This is a genomic window from Sediminimonas qiaohouensis DSM 21189, assembly GCF_000423645.1.
Taxonomy (GTDB): domain Bacteria; phylum Pseudomonadota; class Alphaproteobacteria; order Rhodobacterales; family Rhodobacteraceae; genus Sediminimonas; species Sediminimonas qiaohouensis.
In genome coordinates this window covers 110,373-128,616 of sequence record NZ_AUIJ01000002.1, presented here as the reverse complement: position 1 = coordinate 128,616, position 18,244 = coordinate 110,373, and the positions used below count along the sequence as shown (strand labels likewise).

Sequence of the window (18,244 nt, the reverse complement as noted above, 5' to 3'; positions counted from 1 at the left end):
TCACTCGTCTCGCTCGTCCTTGCGCCACTTGTCAGCACGTTCGGCCTCCATCGCGGCGATATCGGGGGGGACCGGGATCGTTACCGGCCGGGTCAATGGGTGGCTGTCCACCACCCCGCCGGGTAGCGTGGCGGGAAAGCTGGCTTGCGACCAGCGGATCAACTGCACCGCCGGCGCGCCCAGAAGTAGCGCGGCGGCAGGCTGTGACCACAGGATGTGATCCATCAGGTCATTGGGGCGAAACGGGCTGTCGGCGATCCCGTCACCGTCCAGATCGAACGCGGTGTGATCGGACCAGTAGTTGCCGGTGCCCTCAAGGCTCCATTCCACGTCCGTCGTGCCGACGTATTTCACTTGCGTGCGGTTGCCCATAAAGGCGTTCCCGGTCAGCGCGTTGCGCTCGGACCCGGCGGTGAAATGGATGCCGATGTCGCACCCCTCAAAACGGTTCCGCGCGATCAGGTTGCGATGCGCGTTGTAGATAAAGGTGCATTTCTCGGCCCCGCCGCGCACCAGGTTGCCGTGTAGGTCCACGTCATTGGCATAGTTGAGCATGATGCCATGATCACGATCCCCCAGCGACATGTTGCCGGTCGCGGTGATCCCGGTTGAGAACATCAGGGCATAGCCAAGGTGATTTCCGATCGAGATATTGTCGGACACCTCGGAGTCGTTGGCATACATGTAGTGCACAGCGAAACGCAGGTCGCGAAAAAGGTTGCCGCGAAACAGGTTGCGCCGCGAGGTGTTGACGAAAATGCCGTCGCGCCCATAGCGGATATCGTTGCCGATCACCTTGGCACCCGGCGCGTTCCAGACATAGACGCCGTTGCCGCGGTCATTCATGCGGTGGTCGCGCCGGCCCACGATGGTGTTGCCGCGCACGATGCTGTCGTTGGCGCCGTGGATATCGACGCCATAGAGATTGCCCAAAATGCGGTTATCCTCGATCACGGCGCGGCGGGCGGTCTTGGTCAGTTGGACACCGGAATCGATGGTTTGATGATCGCTGCCGGATCCTGAAATCTCCAGCCCGCGCACGGTAATGTCGGGCCCCGTCACGGTAATGACCGAGCCGTCGCCGCCGCCCTCGATCACGGCTTTGCCGTTTCCGTCCAGGGTGATGGGGTTCGACAGGGTCACCGGGCCATCGTGACGGCCCGGCGCAAGAAGCAGCACATCGCCGGGGTCGGCCCCGGCGATGGCACGTTGCAAGGCACCGCCGCCCGCCTGCACGGGACGCTCAGCCGCCCAAACCGGCAACGCGGCCAGCAGCAGGGTCAGGGCAAACGGGATCAGACGGTGCAGCATTGATCAGGACGCCTTTGGCTTGACCAGCATCCGGCCGCGCATCTCCATGTGCAGCGCGTGGCAGAACCACTGGCAATAGTACCAGTACACCCCGGGCTTGGCAGCCGTGAAGGTGACCGACGACGTCGCCTGCGGCCCTACTTCCATGGCGACACCATGGTTGTTGAGGGTAAAGCCGTGGGTCAGGTCGTCGATGTCGTCAAGGTTGGTGATGACGACCGTCACCTCGTCGCCCTGGTTCACCTCGAAGCTTTCGAGCGAGAACATCGGCGCCTGGCTGGACATGTAGACGCGCACCTTGTTGCCGTCGCGGATTACCGTGTCCATGTAGTCGTCGATATCCACGCCGTCGGCCTCGGCCTGTTTGCGCGTCTCGGCCCACATCGGATCGTTGCGGTCCCACACGTTGACGGGGTTGACGATGTCGCGCCGCACCAGGATCACGTCATGCGGTTCGGCAAAGGTCGGGCCGTCGTGTACCACCTTCATGTCATCGCTGGAGATGTCGATGATCTGCTCGTTCTCGGGCTTGAGCGGCCCCACGTTCAGGAACCGGTCCTTCGAGAACTTGTTGAGCGAAATCAGCCAATTACCGTCGGCCTCCTTGGTTTCGCCCATGGTGGTGTGGTTGTGGCCCGGCTGGTAATGCACATCCACTTTCGACACGATCGGATCAACGTCCTCGCCGTTATACAGGCGCACGGCGTCTTCGATGTGCCACTTCACCATTTGGCTGTCGAGGAACAGCGTGGTGTAGGCATAGCCCTTGCCGTCAAACGCGGTGTGAAGCGGACCGAGGCCCAGTTCGGGCTCTGCCACCACGGCCGAGCGCGGATCGATGCTATCGTCTTCGAACAGCGCGTCGAACTTGCGCACGTCCAGAACCGACACCGTTGGCGACAGCTTGCCGGCCACGCAGACGTGCTTCATGTCGGGCGCGGTGTTGATGCCGTGCGGGCTGTTGGGGATGGGCACGTAGCGGGTGTATTTCTTGTTCTGGCCCTTGCGCCCGTCGATCACGGGCACGCCGTTGAGCATTTGAACATCCCCGTTCGCGACACCCTTTTCGATCTCGGCAATATTGAAGATGACAACGTGATCCAGCTCGTTCTCGGTCATCTCGGCCAGGTTCATGCCCATTTCCGAGTTGTACGAGGTCGAGAAGGCATATTTGCCCTGGTAGTCGCAGTCGGTGTTGTCGAGGTTGCCCGACACCATAACCTGCCATGCCACTTCCATCGTGTCGCCGTCGATGGCGCTGAAGAAGTTCACGTATTGCGACGGATCATCCAGAACGCTGCCATCGTTGACCATCGGCACTTCGTCCTCGCCATTGGCAAACACGTAGCCGGTGCGCGGGAACTTCTGCGGACGCAGGCCGTGGATCGCCTTGGCATTGGGGATCTCGGTGATCTTGTCGCACTTCATCACGTCGCAGCGCACGCGTGCCACGCGCGTGTTGGCCTTGTCGTTCATGAACAGGTAGCGCCCGTCATAGGTGCCGTCGGTGAACGACATGTGCGGGTGGTGCAAATCGCCGTTGTCGTGCACTTCCTTGCCGTTGGCGGCCAAAAAGTCGCGGGTTTGCTCGGACATGCCGTCCTTGATGATCTTGAGGCTTTCGTTGGTCTGCCCCCAGCCGGTGGCAGAGCAGCGGTTGAAAACCGGAACGCGCATCAGCTCGCGCATGGACGGAAAGCCCATGATGCGCAGCTCGCCGGTCTGTCCCGACGACCAGAAGCCGTAGTAGTCGTCCAACTCGCCCGGCGCGAGCGTCACCGCGTCGGTTGCCGCGCTGGCCGGTGTGGTGCTGGCCGCGGTGGCCACGCCTGCCGCGCCGCCCAGCATCGCCAGACGCGCGCCGCCTGCGCCGCCCAGCAGGGCCGCGCCACTGGCCGTCGCGCCCAGCAGGCCGCGGCGGGTGATGCCGTGTTTCTTATCTTGATCAGACATTCTGTGTCTCCTTCAGGTTGGGGTGATTGGATAGGCTGCGCTCCAGCGTCGCCGCCCCTTGCGAGGCGTTTGCGCGGCGCTTGAGTTTCTTAATCACGACCGGGCACTTCTCCTTGGATTGATAGAGAACCTGGCAGTGCATGCAGTTGATGCATTCGTTGGGGTTGATCTCGCCCGTGGGGTGGATCGCCTGAACCGGGCATTCATGGGCGCATGTCTGGCAGGGGTTGCCGCATTCGCGGTACCTTTTGAGCCAGTCGAACATCCGCAGTCGTGCCGGGATCGCCAGCGCCGCGCCAAGCGGGCACAGGTAGCGGCAAAAGAACCTCTCGACGAACAGCCCTGCGATCAGCAGCGCCGCCGCGTAGGCCACGAACGGCCATGCGCGAATGAACTTCAGGATGATCGCGGTCTTGAACGGCTCGACTTCTGCCAATGCCTCGGCCTGCTCGATCGAGGCCAGTGAGACACCGAACAACCCGAGGAAAATCATGTATTTGAGGGGCCAGAGCCGCTCATGCAGGCCCCAGGGCAGGGTCCATTGCGGCACCTTGAAATAGCGCGCGATCTGGTTGGTCAGCTCTTGCAGGGCGCCGAACGGGCACAGCCATCCGCAATAGGCCCCGCGCCCCCAGAAAATAAGCGCCGCCGCGACCGAGAACCACAGGATAAACGTCAGCGGGTCCAGCAGGAAGGCCTGCCAGCTAAAGTCGGACGTCAGGGCACCGAACAATGCCATCAGGTTGACGACCGACAGCTGCGCGTTGGCGTACCAACCCAGAAAGACCAGCGTCACGGTCAGAAACGACATGCGGAACCAGAAGGTCAGCCGCTCGGACCGGGTCAGGAACGTCTGGAAGAAGAACGCCGCCGTCAGCACCAGAAGCATCGCCGCCACGCCGATCACCTCGGGCGTCTTGTCGCGCCAGATGCGCTTCCACAGGGCGGATTGCGCGGCCTTCTCGTCTTGATCGGCCTTGGCCTGAGCGCTGCCTGCGGGGGCGGGCTCGGCACCGGGGCGCGGCACTTCGCGCAGGTACTTGCCCGGCAAGCGGTAGCTTAGCTCGAAGGTGGTGAAGACCCGCTCGATCGCGGCCACGTCGCGCTGCACCAGCAGTTGCAGGCGGAACGGCTTGGCCGGGTCGAACCCGGTATCGGCAGGGATCTTGAACAGGTCAGTTTCGCGGTATTCCGGCGCGCCCTCGGCGGCGATGTCTCCCAGGCGGCGGTGCATCCGGTCGCGGAAGCGGACCGAGATGTCGTCCTGGATCAGAACGATCCGGTCAAAGATGCCGCCGCGCACATAGCCGGACCCCTTGAACGAATACATCCCGCGGCCGGCGACCATGATCGCGTGATCGCCTTCATTCAGCCAACTGCGCAGGTTCTCGTGCTCTGCCTCGCCCAGAAGGGCCCGGCCAACCGGCGGTGCCGATACCAGCGCCACCTGCATCTCGATGAATGTCGTCTCGGGCGGCTCTTCGATCGGGCGTTCAGCGGCGCGCGGATCGTCCATTTCTTCGAACGCGGCATTGACCTGCCCGACATCCAGCGACAGCCGCTTCAGCGTGCCATCGCCCTCCAGCGTGAACCAGTCCGGCGCGGCCTGCGCCTCGGGGTTCAACTCATAGCGGGGGCCGGTGGGGGCCTTGACCGGCTCCAGCCCGCCCAGCCCGAGCGCACGCGCCACCTTGAGCCCCGAGCGCACGATCGAATCGTCGATCACCATGACCGTGACGGTTGCGCCCGAAATGATGTTCAACTCGTGGCTGGTGCCGCCCGATTCGGCCTCGGCCAACAGGTCGAGCCCGACATAATCGGCGGCCATCGCCTTGATCTTGCTGTCGGGTATGCCGATCAGAACGATTGGTTCCGAGTGCTTGACCAGCCGCACCCCCATCACCGTGGCATCCTCGTCGACGGCCACCATCGTGTGAATCGGCTTGCCCGAATAGCCGGTGGTGCCAACGAAATCCGATGTGACAAAGGCCCAGCCGACGCGTTCGCCATCCTTCAGGACGGGGGCGACGGGCTGATCCTCCCGGATCGCCCCGTATCCGTCGGCCCCGGACACCAAATCGCCCGCGGGGACCTCTGGCAGGAACTTCTCCAACACCGGCGACTTGCCTTGGGCGCGGGCCACGCTGGCGGCGCTGAACGCCCCAAGCAGCATGGCAAACATGGCAAGCGATGCAATGATCAGGCGGCGAACCAGACTTGGGAAGGGGCGGGCAAGGGTCATGTATCAGCTGGCTTTCGGTGGGGCACGGGCCCGCCGCATCGCGACGCGGCGGGGCGTAGTTTGTGAAACTGGACGGAAAATCTGACGAAGGCGCACGATGCCATCAGGCGCGGAAACGCGCGGCAGGTCGTCCTGGAGCGTCGGTGTGGCCATGTGACAGGCCGGACATAGATCGCAATCGGCGTGATCCCGGGGGACGCCGGGCAGCTCGATCACCTCGGCACCATGCGCGCCGCAAATCACCAACCGGGTGCTGCCCTCGTCGGCAACTGCCATCGAGGTGCGCGCCATCACCTCGGCCACGCTGACCGTGACCAGGCACAGTGCGAGCAGCAGTGCGTAGATGGGATGTGGACTCGTATCGTTCATGGCGCCTGACCTACGCCTCCACGGTGTCCACTTCCTTGATATAGGTCAAACAAAATATCCCTTTTATGAGGATGCTTGCCGATGATCTGCATTTGGCGTCCTGGCTGCGTCTGATTGTCCCGAGGGCTGGACATTGGGTGCCGTAAGGGAAATATTCCGTTGCACATATCCGAAAGGCCGAAAAAGGTGCGTTTGACCAAGTTCACCGATTATGCGCTGCGCCTGTTGCTTCTGGCTGCCAACAGGGACGAGGGCGCACGCCTGACCATCGACGACGCCGCGCAGACCTTCAATATTTCGCGTGCCCACGTGAAAAAAGTGGTGCTGCATCTGTCCCGTGAGGGGTATCTGACGGGGACGCGCGGGCGAGGTGGTGGAATCGCGCTGGCGCGGCCGGCGAGCACGATAAACATAGGCGCCGTGATTCGATCGACCGAGCCCGATTTCGGCCTTTTCGAATGCTACCTGCCGGGGAACACCTGCCGTGTTTCATGCGGGTGCCGATTGGCCAGCGTGGGCAACAAGGCGCTGGCGGCATTCCTTGCGGTGTTCGACGCCATTACGTTGGAGGATGCGATGCTGCAGGATGATCTTCTTGGCGGCATGGCGCCCGAAGCACCGCAGCAACCCCTGCGCGGGCCGCGCGTGCCGCCGGTGCCCGCGGCGGAGTGACGCTCAGACCGCGCGCATCAGCATTCCATACAAATCTCGCGGATCGTCCGGATCGGCCAGAAGGTCCAGTGGTTGCGAATAGGGCGTACCGACGATCGCGTCGCGGACAAAGCGCAATGCGCTGAAATCCTCGGTGGCGAATCCGACGCTGTCGAAAAGCGTCACCTCGTCGGGACGCCGCCGGCCCTCGGCCTGCCCCGAGATCACCTGCCACAGCTCGATCACCGGGTGATCGGCGGCAAGTTGTTGTATCTCGCCCTCGATCCGGGTCTGTTCCGGGTATTCCACGAAGATCGAGCTGCGATGCAGGATCGCCGGCGCCAGTTCGGTCTTGCCGGGGCAGTCCCCGCCGATGGCGTTGATATGCACGCCGCTACCGACCATGTTGTCGGTCAGGATGGTGGCGTATTGCTTGTCCGCGGTGCAGGTGGTGATGATCTGCGCGCCCTCGATCGCCTCTTCGGCCGAGGTGCAGGTGACCACCTCAAGGCCGCTGCCAGACAGGTTGTGTGCCGCCTTGCGCGTGGCGCCCGCGTCGATATCGAACAAGCGCACGCTATCGATCCCGCACAGCGCCTGAAATGCCAGGCACTGGAATTCCGATTGGGTGCCGTTGCCGATCATCGCCATAGTGCGCGCGCCCCGGGGGGCGAGGTACTTGCCCACCAGCGCCGAAGTGGCGGCCGTGCGCAAAGCGGTCAGCAACGTCATTTCAGACATCAACACCGGGTAACCCGTGTTCACATCAGCCAGCAACCCGAAGGCGGTGACGGTTTGCAACCCGTCGCGCGTGTTCCTGGGGTGGCCGTTGACGTATTTGAAACCATATACCTCGCCGTCCGACGTGGGCATAAGCTCGATCACGCCCTCGGCCGAATGCGATGCCACGCGCGGGGTTTTGTCGAACAATTGCCAGCGCTTGAAATCGGCCTCGATATACTCGGCAATTTGGCGAAGTGCGACGGGCACGCCAAGATGGTGAACAAGGCCCATCATGTGATCGACACTGACGAACGGTACAAGCGCCTTGGCGGAGGGGGATGTTGAAGCCATTATGCGGTCCTTTCAAAACGGGGCGCCGGTGGATGGGGCAGGAGCCTCCGGCGGGAGTATTTCGGGCAAGATGAACTCAGGGATAGGCGCGCGTGGGGCGATCGAAGACCCGCCTGCCCATGCCGGACGCGGCCAGGTCGACCATCACCTGCGCGGTGCGCCCGCGTTCATCCAGGAAGGGGTTCAGCTCGACCAGGTCCAGCGAAGTCATCAGCCCGCTGTCGTTGATCATTTCCATCACGAGATGCGCCTCGCGCATGGTTGCGCCACCGGGCACCGTGGTTCCGACCGCCGGGGCGAAGGACGGATCGAGAAAATCCACGTCGAGCGAGACATGCAGTAGCCCGCCTGCACGCGCGACCCGATCGAGGAACGCGCCGAGTGGACGCGCAATGCCGCCTTCGTCGATCTCGCGCATGTCATGGGCGCTGATAGCGCTATTGGCCAACGCCGCGCGTTCTGGCCCGTCGACCGAGCGCAGCCCGAGGATACAGACGTTTTCGGCTGGTACCGGGGCAGGGGGCGGCGCGAATCCGTCAAAGCCGGGGCATCCCGTGACATAGGCCAGCGGGGTTCCATGCAGGTTGCCCGAGGTCGAACTGAGCGGGGTGTGGAAATCGGCGTGGGCATCAAGCCATAGTACGAATTGGGGGCGCCCGATATCCTGCGCATTGGCGGCCACGCCGGCCACCGTGCCCAGTGACAGGCTGTGATCGCCGCCCATGAAGATCGCCATGCCCTGGCGAGCCGCGTCGCGTGCCGCGCGTGTCAATGCGTCGGTCCAGGCGGCGGTTTCCGCGCGGGCATGTACGGCGTGATCCGTTGGGTCCGGGGTGAACGGGCCGGGGGCGACATTGCCCCGGTCGTGCACGTCGTGCCCCAACCCGGTCAGCGCATCCGCAAGCCCGGCCGTGCGCAGGGCGTCGGGCCCCATCAAACAACCGGGACGCCGCGTTCCGCTATCCACCGGCGCGCCGATCAAAACGCATGTCTTTGAGAGCATGAAAGGCCTCCGAATTCAGGTCAGGCCATTTATGGCGCTCGAAACGGGGTAGATTTAAGGACATATTTTGCGCAATATGCATGAGATTTTTGCAAACCGCAGGGAAAATGTGCCGAAATGGATAGCACTGACCAAAGCCTGATCCGGGCGCTGCGCCATGATGCGCGCGCCTCGCTCTCGGCCCTTTCCGAGGAGTTGGGCGTGTCGCGCACCACCGTGCGCAGTCGCATCGAAAAGCTGCAGCGACAGGGCGATATCGTGGGCTTCAGCGTAGTCCTTAAGGGCGACGTGACGCAGGACCCGGTGCGCGGGCTGATGATGATCGGGGTCGAGGGGCGCGGCGCCGAACGGATTATGCGGCAACTCTCGGGCATGCCCGAGGTGCGCCGCGTGCACACCACCAATGGCCGCTGGGATTTGATTGTCGAGCTGGGCACGCAGTCGCTTGAAGAACTCGACCGGGCGCTGGCCGGTATTCGGCGGCTGGACGGCGTGGCGACGAGCGAGACCAGCCTGCTGCTGGCGACGCGCATCTCGGGCCGCTGATCAGGGCGCGCGCCGGGCCGCCGCGATCCAGATCAAAGCCAGCGCAAAGGCGATGATCGCGTTCCAGCTTGCCATCGACAGGCCGAACATCTCCCATGGAACTTCGTCGCAGCGCACCAATGGCGCGCTCATGATCTGGTTAAAGAGATCATCGGACGATTGCCCTCCGACGGGGCCGGATGTGCAGGTGTCCGGTCCTTCCCACCAGCCGCGCTCGACCCCGGTGTGGTAGGCGCCGATGGCACCCGTTGCCGCCGCTGCCGTTGCCCCGGCCCATGCCAGCATTGCCGCCCCCGGTGCCCACAACAGCGCCAAAACGCCAATCGCGGCGGCCGCGCCATGCGGCCAGCGCTGCCACAGACACAGCTTGCAAGGTGCCAATCCGCCCAGGTGCTGGAACGCGAACGCCCCCAGCAGCAGCGCCGCCGAGCCACCGGCGGCAATTGCGATCAGGTGTTTGTGCGTCAGTGTCATAGGTACCTCACCAATATGAAGCCGCCCACCAGGGCAATCACGAACAGGGTAAAGAGAAGGCCAAGCCGCCGCTCGATAAACGCGCGAATCGGTGCTCCGAATTTCCACAAAAGCGCCGCGACCACGAAGAACCGCAGCCCCCGCGCTATGAGCGCCGAGGCGATGAACGTCGCCAGGTTCATCCCGGTCCAGCCTGACATGATGGTGATCACCTTGAAAGGAAAGGGGGTCACGCCCGCGGTAAGAACAACCCAAACGCCCATCTCGTTGAAACGGGTGTTGAACTCGGCCATCGCCGCCTCTTTGCCCATTGTCGCCAGGATCGGCTGTCCGATCTGCTCATAGAACAGCGCGCCGATGCCGTAGCCTACGAGCCCGCCCAGAACCGACGCCGCCAAGGCCACGCCCGCGATGAGCCACGCCCGCGATGGCCGCGCCAGGATCATCGGGATCATAAGCACATCGGGCGGGATTGGGAACACCGACGCCTCGATGAAGCTGACGAATGCCAGCACCCAGAGGGCGCGCGGGTGATAGGCCTGTCTGATCGTCCAATCATAGAGCGGGCGGATCATCCCACGCCTCCGGTTGCTGTGTTTCGGTCCGCGCAGGTGTAGCGTTCCGCCAGCCCGGGGCAAAGCGAAATCACGCGGACAGCCAGGGATCGAATTTCAACTGGACGGCGCCGCCTTGGGGCGCTAATCAGGCGCCGGGCCCAAGTGGCGGAATGGTAGACGCAGGGGATTCAAAATCCCCCGGTAGCAATACCGTGCGAGTTCGAGTCTCGCCTTGGGCACCAGCCAGATTTCACAAGTGTTGAGTATTACTCCGGTCGGGGCGGGCAAAGACAGCCGTCTTCGTTTCCGATGGGGTATGGCTGCGATCACACCGCCGTACTGGCCTGGAATTCCTGCGTGAAATAGGCGTCTTCGGTCTGGTTGTTCCCCGGGCCGCGGCCCAGCTCGCGCGCGAGGTCAAAGAACCCCTGACCGGGGCGCGCAGGGGTGCCGCGCCCGACTACGCGCGCTGCGACAAAGGGGCGTCCGGCCGCGGCGTCCTCGCGCATGGTTTCCTCAAGTGCGCGCGTCACCTTGCGCACCGATCCGGGGGCATACATGCCCATGGCGCGTGCCAGCTTGCCGTAGGTGATCGGCAGATCACGCGGCGCCAGCGTCTCAAGATACTGGCGCAGCTTGTCGGCCAAAGCCGGGGTCGGGGCGGGGCCGCGCGGCGGCGGCACCTCGCGCGCGGCGCCGTCTGGTGCCACCTCTGCAGCCCAGGCGCGCTGTGCGCTGCGGATGGTGATGCGCGTTTGTCCGGCGTCCGCGCCGACGCCGCTTTCGGAATGGCTGACCACCGTGCCCTTGCGCAACCCCTCGCGCAGGCCCTCCGCGTCCAGCCCAAGGCGCGGCGCAAGGTAATCCGGGTCGATCATGAATTGCCCGTCCTCCCACACGATCGCGCCTGGTGGTATCGGGCGGTTGAGGACCGGGCTTTGCCCCGGCGTTTCGCTGTAGAACGGGTTGTCGCCCGCCGCGTGGTCGGTCACGTCGACGATATCGCGGATCTCGGGCAAGGCGTTGCGCAGCATCGTCTCGATCCCGTTGCGCAGCGTCGCCGCCGAGGCCGCGCAGCCCTGGCAGCCACCCGACATGCGCAGGTAGATCACTCCGTTCTCGGCGCGCTCGGCCGTGACGTGCCCGCCATGGCTGGCGATGGCCGGGTTGGCCTGCTGATCAAGGATATGGCGCGCCGCATTCAGTAGGGCGGTGTCGCCTGCCTGCGCCGCCTCGGGGGCGCCCGCGTCATCCCCAAGCGGCGCGTCGGTGGCATCCAGAACCTGCCGGATCGCCGCGGCGATCCGCGGCTTCAGGGCCTGCCAATCCGCATCCGCCTTGCGCGTCACCGTCACGGTTTCTCCGGCGACGTGCAGCTTATCGACACCGTCCACCGCGAACAGGGCGCGGGGCAGGGGGGCAGTGGCCGCATCAAGGCTGTCATGGCTGACGCTGCACCCCGCCTGCACCGGTTCATCCAGAATGAACCGCATGGTCAGCGGATCGCGCGGCGAGGCCTGGGCGCGGATGCGGCGGGCGTGTTTCGAGGTCTCAGACATCTTCAGCCTCTGGCGTTTCCAGCGCGCGCAGCGCGGTGAACGTGTAGATGCCCGAGCTGTGCCCGTCGCTGAACGCGATGCCGATGGCGTAGTTGCCGACACTCCAGATCCGCGTGGGCACGATATCCAGCGATACCGTCTCCGGGTTCAGCAGCGCCGCGCCGCTCATTTCGTCGCGGCAGGCGGCGCAGCGGCACGACAGGCGCAGATCGCGCGCCGATATGACCTGCTCGGTGCCGTCCTGCCACCCGATGCGCAGGCCCTCTGCGCGGTAATCCAACGCCACGGGCCGGTCCGGCGCACCGCCGGGTGCGGGGCTGGCGGCGGCGGGTTTGCCGGTTCCGTCGCCAATGTGCCAATCGAACGGCACCCGCAGTCCGCCCCCCTGATCCGCCGCCCCAGTCAGGGCGGTGGCGATGGCGTCATAGGCCTGCGCGGCGGGGCTCTGCGGGGCGCTGGTGACCAGCGGCGCGCCGCTGTCGCCGCTATCCACGATTGCCGGGTCCAGCGGGATCGCGCCAAGAAACGGCACGCCAAGGCTTTCGGCGATCTTCGCGCCGCCACCCTGGTGGAAGATATGCGTAACCTCGCCGCAGGAAGGGCAGGTAAAGCCGCTCATGTTCTCGACGATGCCCAGGATCGGTACGCTCACCTGTTCCAGCATCCGCAACCCGCGTCGCGCGATCTTGAGGCTGACATCCTGCGGCGTGCTGACCACGATCGCCCCGGTAAGGGGAAATGCCTGCGCCAGGGTCAACTGGATATCCCCCGTGCCCGGCGGCAGGTCCAGCAGCAGGAAATCCAGCTCGCCCCACTCCACCTGCGTGATGAACATCTGCAGGTACTTGGTCACCATCGGCCCGCGCAGGACCGCGGGCTTGTCATCGCCCGACAGCATCGCCATCGAGATCACCTTGACGCCATGCGCCTCGGCCGGGATCACCTTGCGTTCGGGCGACATCGCCGGGGGCGTGTCGCCGGGAATGCCCAACATGCCGGGGATCGACGGGCCGTAGAGGTCCGCATCGACAACCCCCACACGCAGGCCCTGCCGCGCCAGCGTGACCGCCATGTTGGCGGCGACGGTGGATTTCCCCACACCGCCCTTGCCGCTGCTGATTGCGATCATGCGGCCCAGGTGCGCCAGATGCCCGGCCTGGTCGCTATCGGATTGTGGGGTCGTGCTGCTCACGTGTTCAACTCCGTTTGGTCTTGAGGGGCGGCACCGGAAGGGTGTCGTGCCTCTGGTCGAAATTCGCGCAAAGCCGTCCGATGTCGTCAGGGGCCAGATCCGCGGCCACGCAGGCGCAATACCCGCCTTTGCTGCCGCCGTCAGCCGCATAATGGCTGCACCCCTCACAGGTGCCGAACGCCCGGCACCCGCGTAGCGTGGCCAAGTCGGCGGCGACTTGGGAGAGCGACAAAGACAGGGTTTCACAGGCCTCGGACGGCAGCCGCTCCAGCGCCGCCATCAAATGACGCAGCGGGTCGTTGCACAACATCTCGCGCCCGGCCTGGGTGATCGCGAACACCACGCTGCGCCGGTCATGCTCGGATCGGCGGCGCGCCAGCAAACCCTTGGCCTCCAGCGACTTGATCGTTTGCGAGGCCGTGCCGCGCGTCGTCGCCTGAAAGCTGGCGAATGCCGATGGTGTGCGCGACGCGCTGTTGGCCCGGGCGAAGAATCGCAGGCCCGTCCATTGGGCCGCTGTCAGTTCTGCGCCTGCATCCTCGCCCCGTGCCGAGCGGCCGATGTGAACCATCAGCTCAGCGATTTCATCAATGCGGGCGTTGCGGTTTGACATGACGTAATTGGTAGCGTTTCGAAATCAGTTTGACAATGGGGTTAGAATGAAAATAGTTTCGAGTCGAAATCAATATGGTCTATGAATGGCCATCAAACACCTGCGAGCGACCATGAACAAGCCACTGCGACAAGACGACACTGCCACGGCCCGCCCCGCCAATGGTACGAGCCAACGCCGCAAGGGGATGTTGACCCGCGAGCGCGAAGAGCAGCTTGCCCGCGCCTGGCGCGAGGATGGCTCGGTTGAGGCGCGCAATACCCTGGTCACAGCCTTCTCGCCGCTGGCCGTGTCGATGGCGCGGCGGCATTCGGGCGGCGAGGGGGGCGTCGACCCCGAGTTGGTGCAGCACGCCTACATAGGCCTGCTCAAGGCCGCCGATCGGTTCGAACCCGACCTCGGCTATCGCTTTTCCACCTACGCGGCGTGGTGGATCAGGGCCGAGTTGCAGGACTACCGCATGGCCAACTGGTCGATCGTGCGGCGCGGCAATTCTTCCCGCGCGCGCAAGGTGTTCGCCAATCTGGGCCGGCTTGACCAAGAGGCCTCAGCCCCCGGCGAAGGCGGCCCCGAGGCCGAGCGCCGGATCGCCGAGACGCTTGGCGTCAACCTGTCGGCGCTGGACCGGCTGCGCCAGCAATTCGCAGGCAACGATATTTCCCTCAACCGTCCCGCAGTGGGCGAGGATGGCGATGAGGCGATTGCACTGCTGCCTGATGACGACAGCGATGTCGAAGGGCAGGTGGCCCGCAAGCTTGACCGGCGGCAATTTTACGACCTGCTGGCCAAGCAGCTTGATCGCTTGCCCGCGCGTGAGCGTGAAATCGTGATCGCCACGCATCTTGCGGACCCGCCCAAGACGCTGGAATCTCTCGCTGTGCGCTTTGACCTGTCGAAAGAGCGGATCAGGCAGTTGCGCGAACGGGCGCTGGACCGCCTTCGTGCCGGACTGTCAGAAGCCTATACCATGCAAGAGCGCCCCTTCTGACCGAGAGTGGCATGGGTGTGGTGCGACATCTCGTCGTCCGCTCTTGATTGCTTGTTCAGGTCGAAGGCTATTGCGTTGATTCGCATGGTGCGTTGATCCGATATTGGAGATTATTCCCCCAGCCTGTGGAAACTAATTCCCATCACGCAACAAACGCGCCCGGCGCGCCGCAGAATCAACGTAAAATGCGATCTTTCTGATTGTTGCGGATACGTGGCAAATATTGCGACGCGTTCGACATCGACCTTCTGCGTGATTGCCGTGGCGCCCTGTATAACCAAGGCTGACGTGGATCGCGAAGGCTCGTCTGTTGGCCGGGACTGTTTCCCGGAACGGGACAACACATGGTAAACAAATGACCAATTAAGGAATTTGTCATGAATAAGGCGCCCGCGTGGCAAAATCATTTCTTTAATACGTTAAGTCATTCGACTATAAATCCTCTTAGCCCACTGGGGGGCTTTGTCTGTTTGGCCAAGGGGGCGGCCACTGAAATCGCTTGTTGCCGAAAGGTGGCGGGGGTAGTCGGTGCTGCTGTGCGTGGTGGTGAAACTATAAAGGTTTAGGCGCGGTTTCGCGCCATCGGTCTGCTACCCTGATCTTCCTTGCCAACAAGTGCTGAACGCATTTTGGGTGCTGCGCCACTGCGCGCGCACCAGGGTCCCGGCGTACCTCATGGTGCAGCGGGGACTTTGAGAGGGGTGAATATAGATGGCGAACTTGATATTGGACTGGTCGCTGTTCGGGTCCTACGGAAGTAGCCTGAATGGCGGCGAAACGGTGGACACGGGCGGTGTTTCCGTGACGCTGGATTTTGAGGCCCAGGACGAGGGCGCAACCGCAACGACGGATGACACGAGCCAATACACCGCATGGGGCGATCCGTACGATACGAACTCATCATTGGCCCTCTACGGCGCCGGTGGCGAGGGCGGCGTGGATGCCACGTCGACCACGACGCTCAGCTTCTCTTCGACCGATAGCGCCTATGCCGACGAGGTTAGCAACGTCTCGTTCCGCATAAACGACATAGATCGCGGCACTTACGAAGATAACCACACCGATATCGTGACCGTTCTGGCTTATGATGCGGACGGAAACGCCGTTGACGTTTCTTTCACGACCTCGGGTGGCCAGAGCATTGACGGAAACACCCTTACCGGCGAAGTCATGGATTTCGGATCTCTCGATTCCGATGATCCGTTTGGGTCGGTTCAGGTCGATATCGCCGGGCCGGTGGCCAAGATCGAGATTCAGTATGCCAACGGCGAAGAGACGGATCAGCAGATCTCGCTCACCGACGTGCATTTTGAAACGATGGAGGCGCCCGACGAGCCAGACGGCTATGTCGAGGGCACCAACTCAGGTGACCTGATCGATGCCACTTATACCGGCGATCCCGATGGCGACATGATCGACGCGGGCGACGCGGTTTTGCCGGGCGAAGGGCCCGATGATGACATCGTTCTGGCCGGCGACGGCGACGATACGGTCAAGGCCGGCGCGGGCGACGACGAGGTGTATGCCGGGGGCGGCAGCGACTACGTCGAGGGCGGCGCCGGGGACGACGTGATTCACGGCGACGGTGACCTGGCTGGCGCCGGCGGCGACACGACGGAAACCTCTCGCGAGTCGTTCAACTGGAGCGGCTTGGATGATCCCGATTGCCCGGATTTCAGCATTGGCGACGGCGACGACCTGGACGGCAAGACCCTCGTTCAGGACACCGGCACCGTCACGGTTACCGCCACGCTGCAAGCTGCGGATACCTCGCGCGTCGATAGCGACTATGACACCGCGTATATCAACGTAGACGGGATCGATGGCGGCGACGAGACCGTCAATGACCGCTCTTCGCTGCGCTCCTACGACAACAACGGCAACGGTGATGCGACATATAGCTTCGATTTCTCCGAGGCAGTCACCAACGCGCAGTTCACCGTTTCCGACATCGACGGCAACCTCGGACAGGTCGCGGTGCGCGCCTACGATGCGGACGGCAACCAGATCTCGGTCAACCTGACAGCGGGCGCCGACCTGATCCTGAGCGATGAGGACAGCGTGGCGGGTGATGAAACCGCCACCGGTTCCGACAACGGCCCGCCGACCGATGGCGACAACGCTGTGCTGGTCGATATCGCAGGCCCCGTTTCGCGGATCGAGATCGATCACGTGAACGTAGGCGACGGCGCCAGCCAGGTGAACATTTCGGACATCTTCTTTGACGCGGACGGTGGGGAGCTTGGCGGCGGCACGACCGGCGATGACACCCTGATCGGCGGCGATGGCAGCGACGTGGTCTATGGCGGCGATGGCAACGACGTGATCGACACCGGCGCGCCTGCGTCGAGCGACCCGCTGCCCGATCTGGGTTATCCCGGCCTGTTCCCGGCCGACCCCGACCCCGACAATGACCGCGACTCTGTCGAAGGCGGCGATGGCAACGATACGATCACCACCGGCGACGATGCCGACACCATTAGCGGCGGCGCCGGCGACGACCATATCGATGGCGGCATCGACGCCGACCAGATTTCCGGCGATGCGGGCCATGATACGATCATCGGCGGCGAAGGCTCCGACACGATCGAGGGCGGAACCGGCGATGACCTGATCTATGGCGGGCTTGATCCGATCTACCCCGATAGCCTGAACATCCCGGATGACGTCGACCTGGTGCCCGACAATGGCCGCGACCTTATCGATGGCGGCGATGGCAACGATACCATCTATGGTCAGGATGACGATGACACGATCACCGGCGGCGCCGGCAACGACGTGATCGACGCAGGGATCGATGACGATACTGTCGATGGCGGCACCGGCGACGACACCGTCACCGGCGGCCATGGCGATGACACGATCACCGGCGGTGACGGGGCAGACGCGCTTTCGGGCGGCGATGACCGCGATACCTTCCTCGGGGCCACGGCGGGCGACCATATCGATGGCGGCTCGGGCGGGCATGACTACGATACGCTTGACCTGACGGGCTCGGCCCCGGCGGGTGGCTCGCTTAGCGTGGTCTACGACCCGAACCCCGAGAATGGCACAGTCAACTTCTTTGACGGCGACGGCATCCTGACAGGTTCCGCCACCTTCGAGGAAATCGAGAACGTCATTCCCTGCTTCACCCCCGGCACCGCCATCGCGACGCCGCAGGGCGAGCGGCTGGTCGAAGACCTGAAAGTGGGCGATCGCGTCATCACCCGCGACAACGGGTTGCAGGAAATCCGCTGGATCGGGACCAAACCGCTCAGCGGTGTGGAAATGGCGCGCCTGCCGCACCTCAAGCCGGTGCTGATCAAGAGCGGCGCGCTTGGCAATGGCCTGCCCGAGCGCGACATGATGGTCAGCCCCAATCACCGGCTGCTGATCAACAGCGACCGCTCGGCGCTGTTCTTCGAGGAGCGCGAGGTGCTGGCCGCAGCCAAGCACCTGGTCGGCAGCGACGGCATCCACGAGGTCGATGTTCTCAGCACCAGCTACATCCACTTCATGTTCGACCACCACGAAGTGGTGCTGTCCAACGGGGCCTGGACCGAAAGCTTCCAGCCCGGGGATCTGTCGCTCAAGGGTGTTGGCGATGCGCAACGCGACGAGATACTCGAACTGTTCCCGGACCTCGCGAACGACGCAGGTATCCGCGACTACCGTGCCGCGCGCCGGTCGCTGAAAAAGCACGAGGCCAAGCTACTGGTCAAGTAACCGG

15 protein-coding genes and 1 tRNA gene are annotated in these 18,244 nt (G+C 63.8%); 5 read left to right on the top strand and 11 right to left on the bottom strand.

Annotation, left to right across the window (positions count from 1 at the left end; translation table 11 throughout):
• The 4 genes from G568_RS18060 to G568_RS0102885 form a co-directional block, all read right to left on the bottom strand.
• Positions 1–1,311, bottom strand: coding sequence for a nitrous oxide reductase family maturation protein NosD (locus tag G568_RS18060; protein WP_037373553.1), 1,311 nt, complete (start codon positions 1,309–1,311; stop codon positions 1–3).
• 3 nt (positions 1,312–1,314) lie between these two features.
• A complete protein-coding gene (gene nosZ, locus G568_RS0102895; protein ID WP_026756637.1) occupies positions 1,315–3,264 on the bottom strand; it encodes a TAT-dependent nitrous-oxide reductase in 1,950 nt (649 codons plus the stop codon).
• Entirely contained in the window at positions 3,257–5,446 is a 2,190-nt protein-coding gene (locus tag G568_RS0102890; protein WP_157084267.1) for a 4Fe-4S binding protein, read from the bottom strand. Before G568_RS0102890 ends, nosZ begins: the two co-directional genes overlap by 8 nt.
• Positions 5,447–5,509: 63 nt before the next feature.
• The gene (locus G568_RS0102885) at positions 5,510–5,875 is read right to left on the bottom strand and encodes a DUF2946 family protein (RefSeq protein WP_026756635.1); all 366 of its coding nucleotides are present in this window, start codon (positions 5,873–5,875) and stop codon (positions 5,510–5,512) included.
• A gap of 186 nt (positions 5,876–6,061) precedes the next feature.
• Between G568_RS0102885 and G568_RS0102880 the strand changes: the two genes are divergently transcribed.
• Positions 6,062–6,547 (top strand): Rrf2 family transcriptional regulator, encoded by a 486-nt coding sequence (locus tag G568_RS0102880; protein ID WP_026756634.1) that lies wholly within the window; start codon positions 6,062–6,064, stop codon positions 6,545–6,547.
• Positions 6,548–6,550: 3 nt separating this feature from the next.
• On the opposite strand, the gene G568_RS0102875 is transcribed toward G568_RS0102880, so the two are convergent.
• Together G568_RS0102875 and rocF are read right to left on the bottom strand one after the other, a co-directional pair.
• Positions 6,551–7,600, bottom strand: coding sequence for an ornithine cyclodeaminase (locus tag G568_RS0102875; RefSeq protein ID WP_026756633.1), 1,050 nt, complete (start codon positions 7,598–7,600; stop codon positions 6,551–6,553).
• A gap of 76 nt (positions 7,601–7,676) precedes the next feature.
• Positions 7,677–8,603, bottom strand: a complete 927-nt coding sequence (rocF, locus tag G568_RS0102870) for an arginase (protein ID WP_026756632.1) — start codon at positions 8,601–8,603, stop codon at positions 7,677–7,679.
• A gap of 117 nt (positions 8,604–8,720) precedes the next feature.
• Between rocF and G568_RS0102865 the strand changes: the two genes are divergently transcribed.
• Positions 8,721–9,149, top strand: coding sequence for an Lrp/AsnC family transcriptional regulator (locus G568_RS0102865; RefSeq protein ID WP_026756631.1), 429 nt, complete (start codon positions 8,721–8,723; stop codon positions 9,147–9,149).
• Here the strand turns inward: G568_RS0102865 and G568_RS0102860 are convergent, their stop codons facing one another.
• Both G568_RS0102860 and G568_RS0102855 read right to left on the bottom strand, forming a co-directional pair.
• Positions 9,150–9,623: a disulfide bond formation protein B gene (locus G568_RS0102860; protein WP_026756630.1), complete on the bottom strand. Its 474-nt coding sequence runs from the start codon at positions 9,621–9,623 to the stop codon at positions 9,150–9,152.
• Positions 9,620–10,198: a YqaA family protein gene (locus G568_RS0102855; RefSeq protein ID WP_026756629.1), complete on the bottom strand. Its 579-nt coding sequence runs from the start codon at positions 10,196–10,198 to the stop codon at positions 9,620–9,622. The genes G568_RS0102860 and G568_RS0102855 overlap by 4 nt, the downstream gene beginning before the upstream one ends.
• 138 nt (positions 10,199–10,336) lie before the next feature.
• Between G568_RS0102855 and G568_RS0102850 the strand changes: the two genes are divergently transcribed.
• A tRNA-Leu gene (locus G568_RS0102850) sits at positions 10,337–10,422 on the top strand.
• An 84-nt stretch (positions 10,423–10,506) separates the two neighbouring features.
• On the opposite strand, the gene G568_RS18055 is transcribed toward G568_RS0102850, so the two are convergent.
• The 3 genes from G568_RS18055 to G568_RS0102835 are packed head-to-tail and all read right to left on the bottom strand — an operon-like array spanning position 10,507 to position 13,544.
• Positions 10,507–11,739 (bottom strand): iron-sulfur cluster biogenesis protein NfuA, encoded by a 1,233-nt coding sequence (locus G568_RS18055; RefSeq protein ID WP_051202639.1) that lies wholly within the window; start codon positions 11,737–11,739, stop codon positions 10,507–10,509.
• Positions 11,732–12,931: a P-loop NTPase gene (locus G568_RS0102840; protein WP_051202635.1), complete on the bottom strand. Its 1,200-nt coding sequence runs from the start codon at positions 12,929–12,931 to the stop codon at positions 11,732–11,734. The genes G568_RS18055 and G568_RS0102840 overlap by 8 nt, the downstream gene beginning before the upstream one ends.
• A gap of 4 nt (positions 12,932–12,935) precedes the next feature.
• Entirely contained in the window at positions 12,936–13,544 is a 609-nt protein-coding gene (locus G568_RS0102835) for a MarR family winged helix-turn-helix transcriptional regulator (protein WP_026756627.1), read from the bottom strand.
• A gap of 112 nt (positions 13,545–13,656) precedes the next feature.
• Between G568_RS0102835 and G568_RS0102830 the strand changes: the two genes are divergently transcribed.
• The gene (locus tag G568_RS0102830) at positions 13,657–14,532 is read left to right on the top strand and encodes a sigma-70 family RNA polymerase sigma factor (protein WP_169576933.1); all 876 of its coding nucleotides are present in this window, start codon (positions 13,657–13,659) and stop codon (positions 14,530–14,532) included.
• A gap of 711 nt (positions 14,533–15,243) precedes the next feature.
• Positions 15,244–18,240: a Hint domain-containing protein gene (locus tag G568_RS0102825; protein ID WP_084627314.1), complete on the top strand. Its 2,997-nt coding sequence runs from the start codon at positions 15,244–15,246 to the stop codon at positions 18,238–18,240.
• Positions 18,241–18,244: the final 4 nt, after the last annotated feature.

Bases quoted from the DNA above. Each gene is read 5' to 3' on its own strand.
- G568_RS18060 (WP_037373553.1), bottom strand. From the start codon at position 1,311: ATGCTGCACCGTCTGATCCCGTTTGCCCTGACCCTGCTGCTGGCCGCG.
- nosZ (WP_026756637.1), bottom strand. From the start codon at position 3,264: ATGTCTGATCAAGATAAGAAACACGGCATCACCCGCCGCGGCCTGCTG.
- G568_RS0102890 (WP_157084267.1), bottom strand. From the start codon at position 5,446: ATGTTTGCCATGCTGCTTGGGGCGTTCAGCGCCGCCAGCGTGGCCCGC.
- G568_RS0102885 (WP_026756635.1), bottom strand. From the start codon at position 5,875: ATGAACGATACGAGTCCACATCCCATCTACGCACTGCTGCTCGCACTG.
- G568_RS0102875 (WP_026756633.1), bottom strand. From the start codon at position 7,600: ATGGCTTCAACATCCCCCTCCGCCAAGGCGCTTGTACCGTTCGTCAGT.
- rocF (WP_026756632.1), bottom strand. From the start codon at position 8,603: ATGCTCTCAAAGACATGCGTTTTGATCGGCGCGCCGGTGGATAGCGGA.
- G568_RS0102865 (WP_026756631.1), top strand. From the start codon at position 8,721: ATGGATAGCACTGACCAAAGCCTGATCCGGGCGCTGCGCCATGATGCG.
- G568_RS0102860 (WP_026756630.1), bottom strand. From the start codon at position 9,623: ATGACACTGACGCACAAACACCTGATCGCAATTGCCGCCGGTGGCTCG.
- G568_RS0102855 (WP_026756629.1), bottom strand. From the start codon at position 10,198: ATGATCCGCCCGCTCTATGATTGGACGATCAGACAGGCCTATCACCCG.
- G568_RS18055 (WP_051202639.1), bottom strand. From the start codon at position 11,739: ATGTCTGAGACCTCGAAACACGCCCGCCGCATCCGCGCCCAGGCCTCG.
- G568_RS0102835 (WP_026756627.1), bottom strand. From the start codon at position 13,544: ATGTCAAACCGCAACGCCCGCATTGATGAAATCGCTGAGCTGATGGTT.
- G568_RS0102830 (WP_169576933.1), top strand. From the start codon at position 13,657: ATGAACAAGCCACTGCGACAAGACGACACTGCCACGGCCCGCCCCGCC.
- G568_RS0102825 (WP_084627314.1), top strand. From the start codon at position 15,244: ATGGCGAACTTGATATTGGACTGGTCGCTGTTCGGGTCCTACGGAAGT.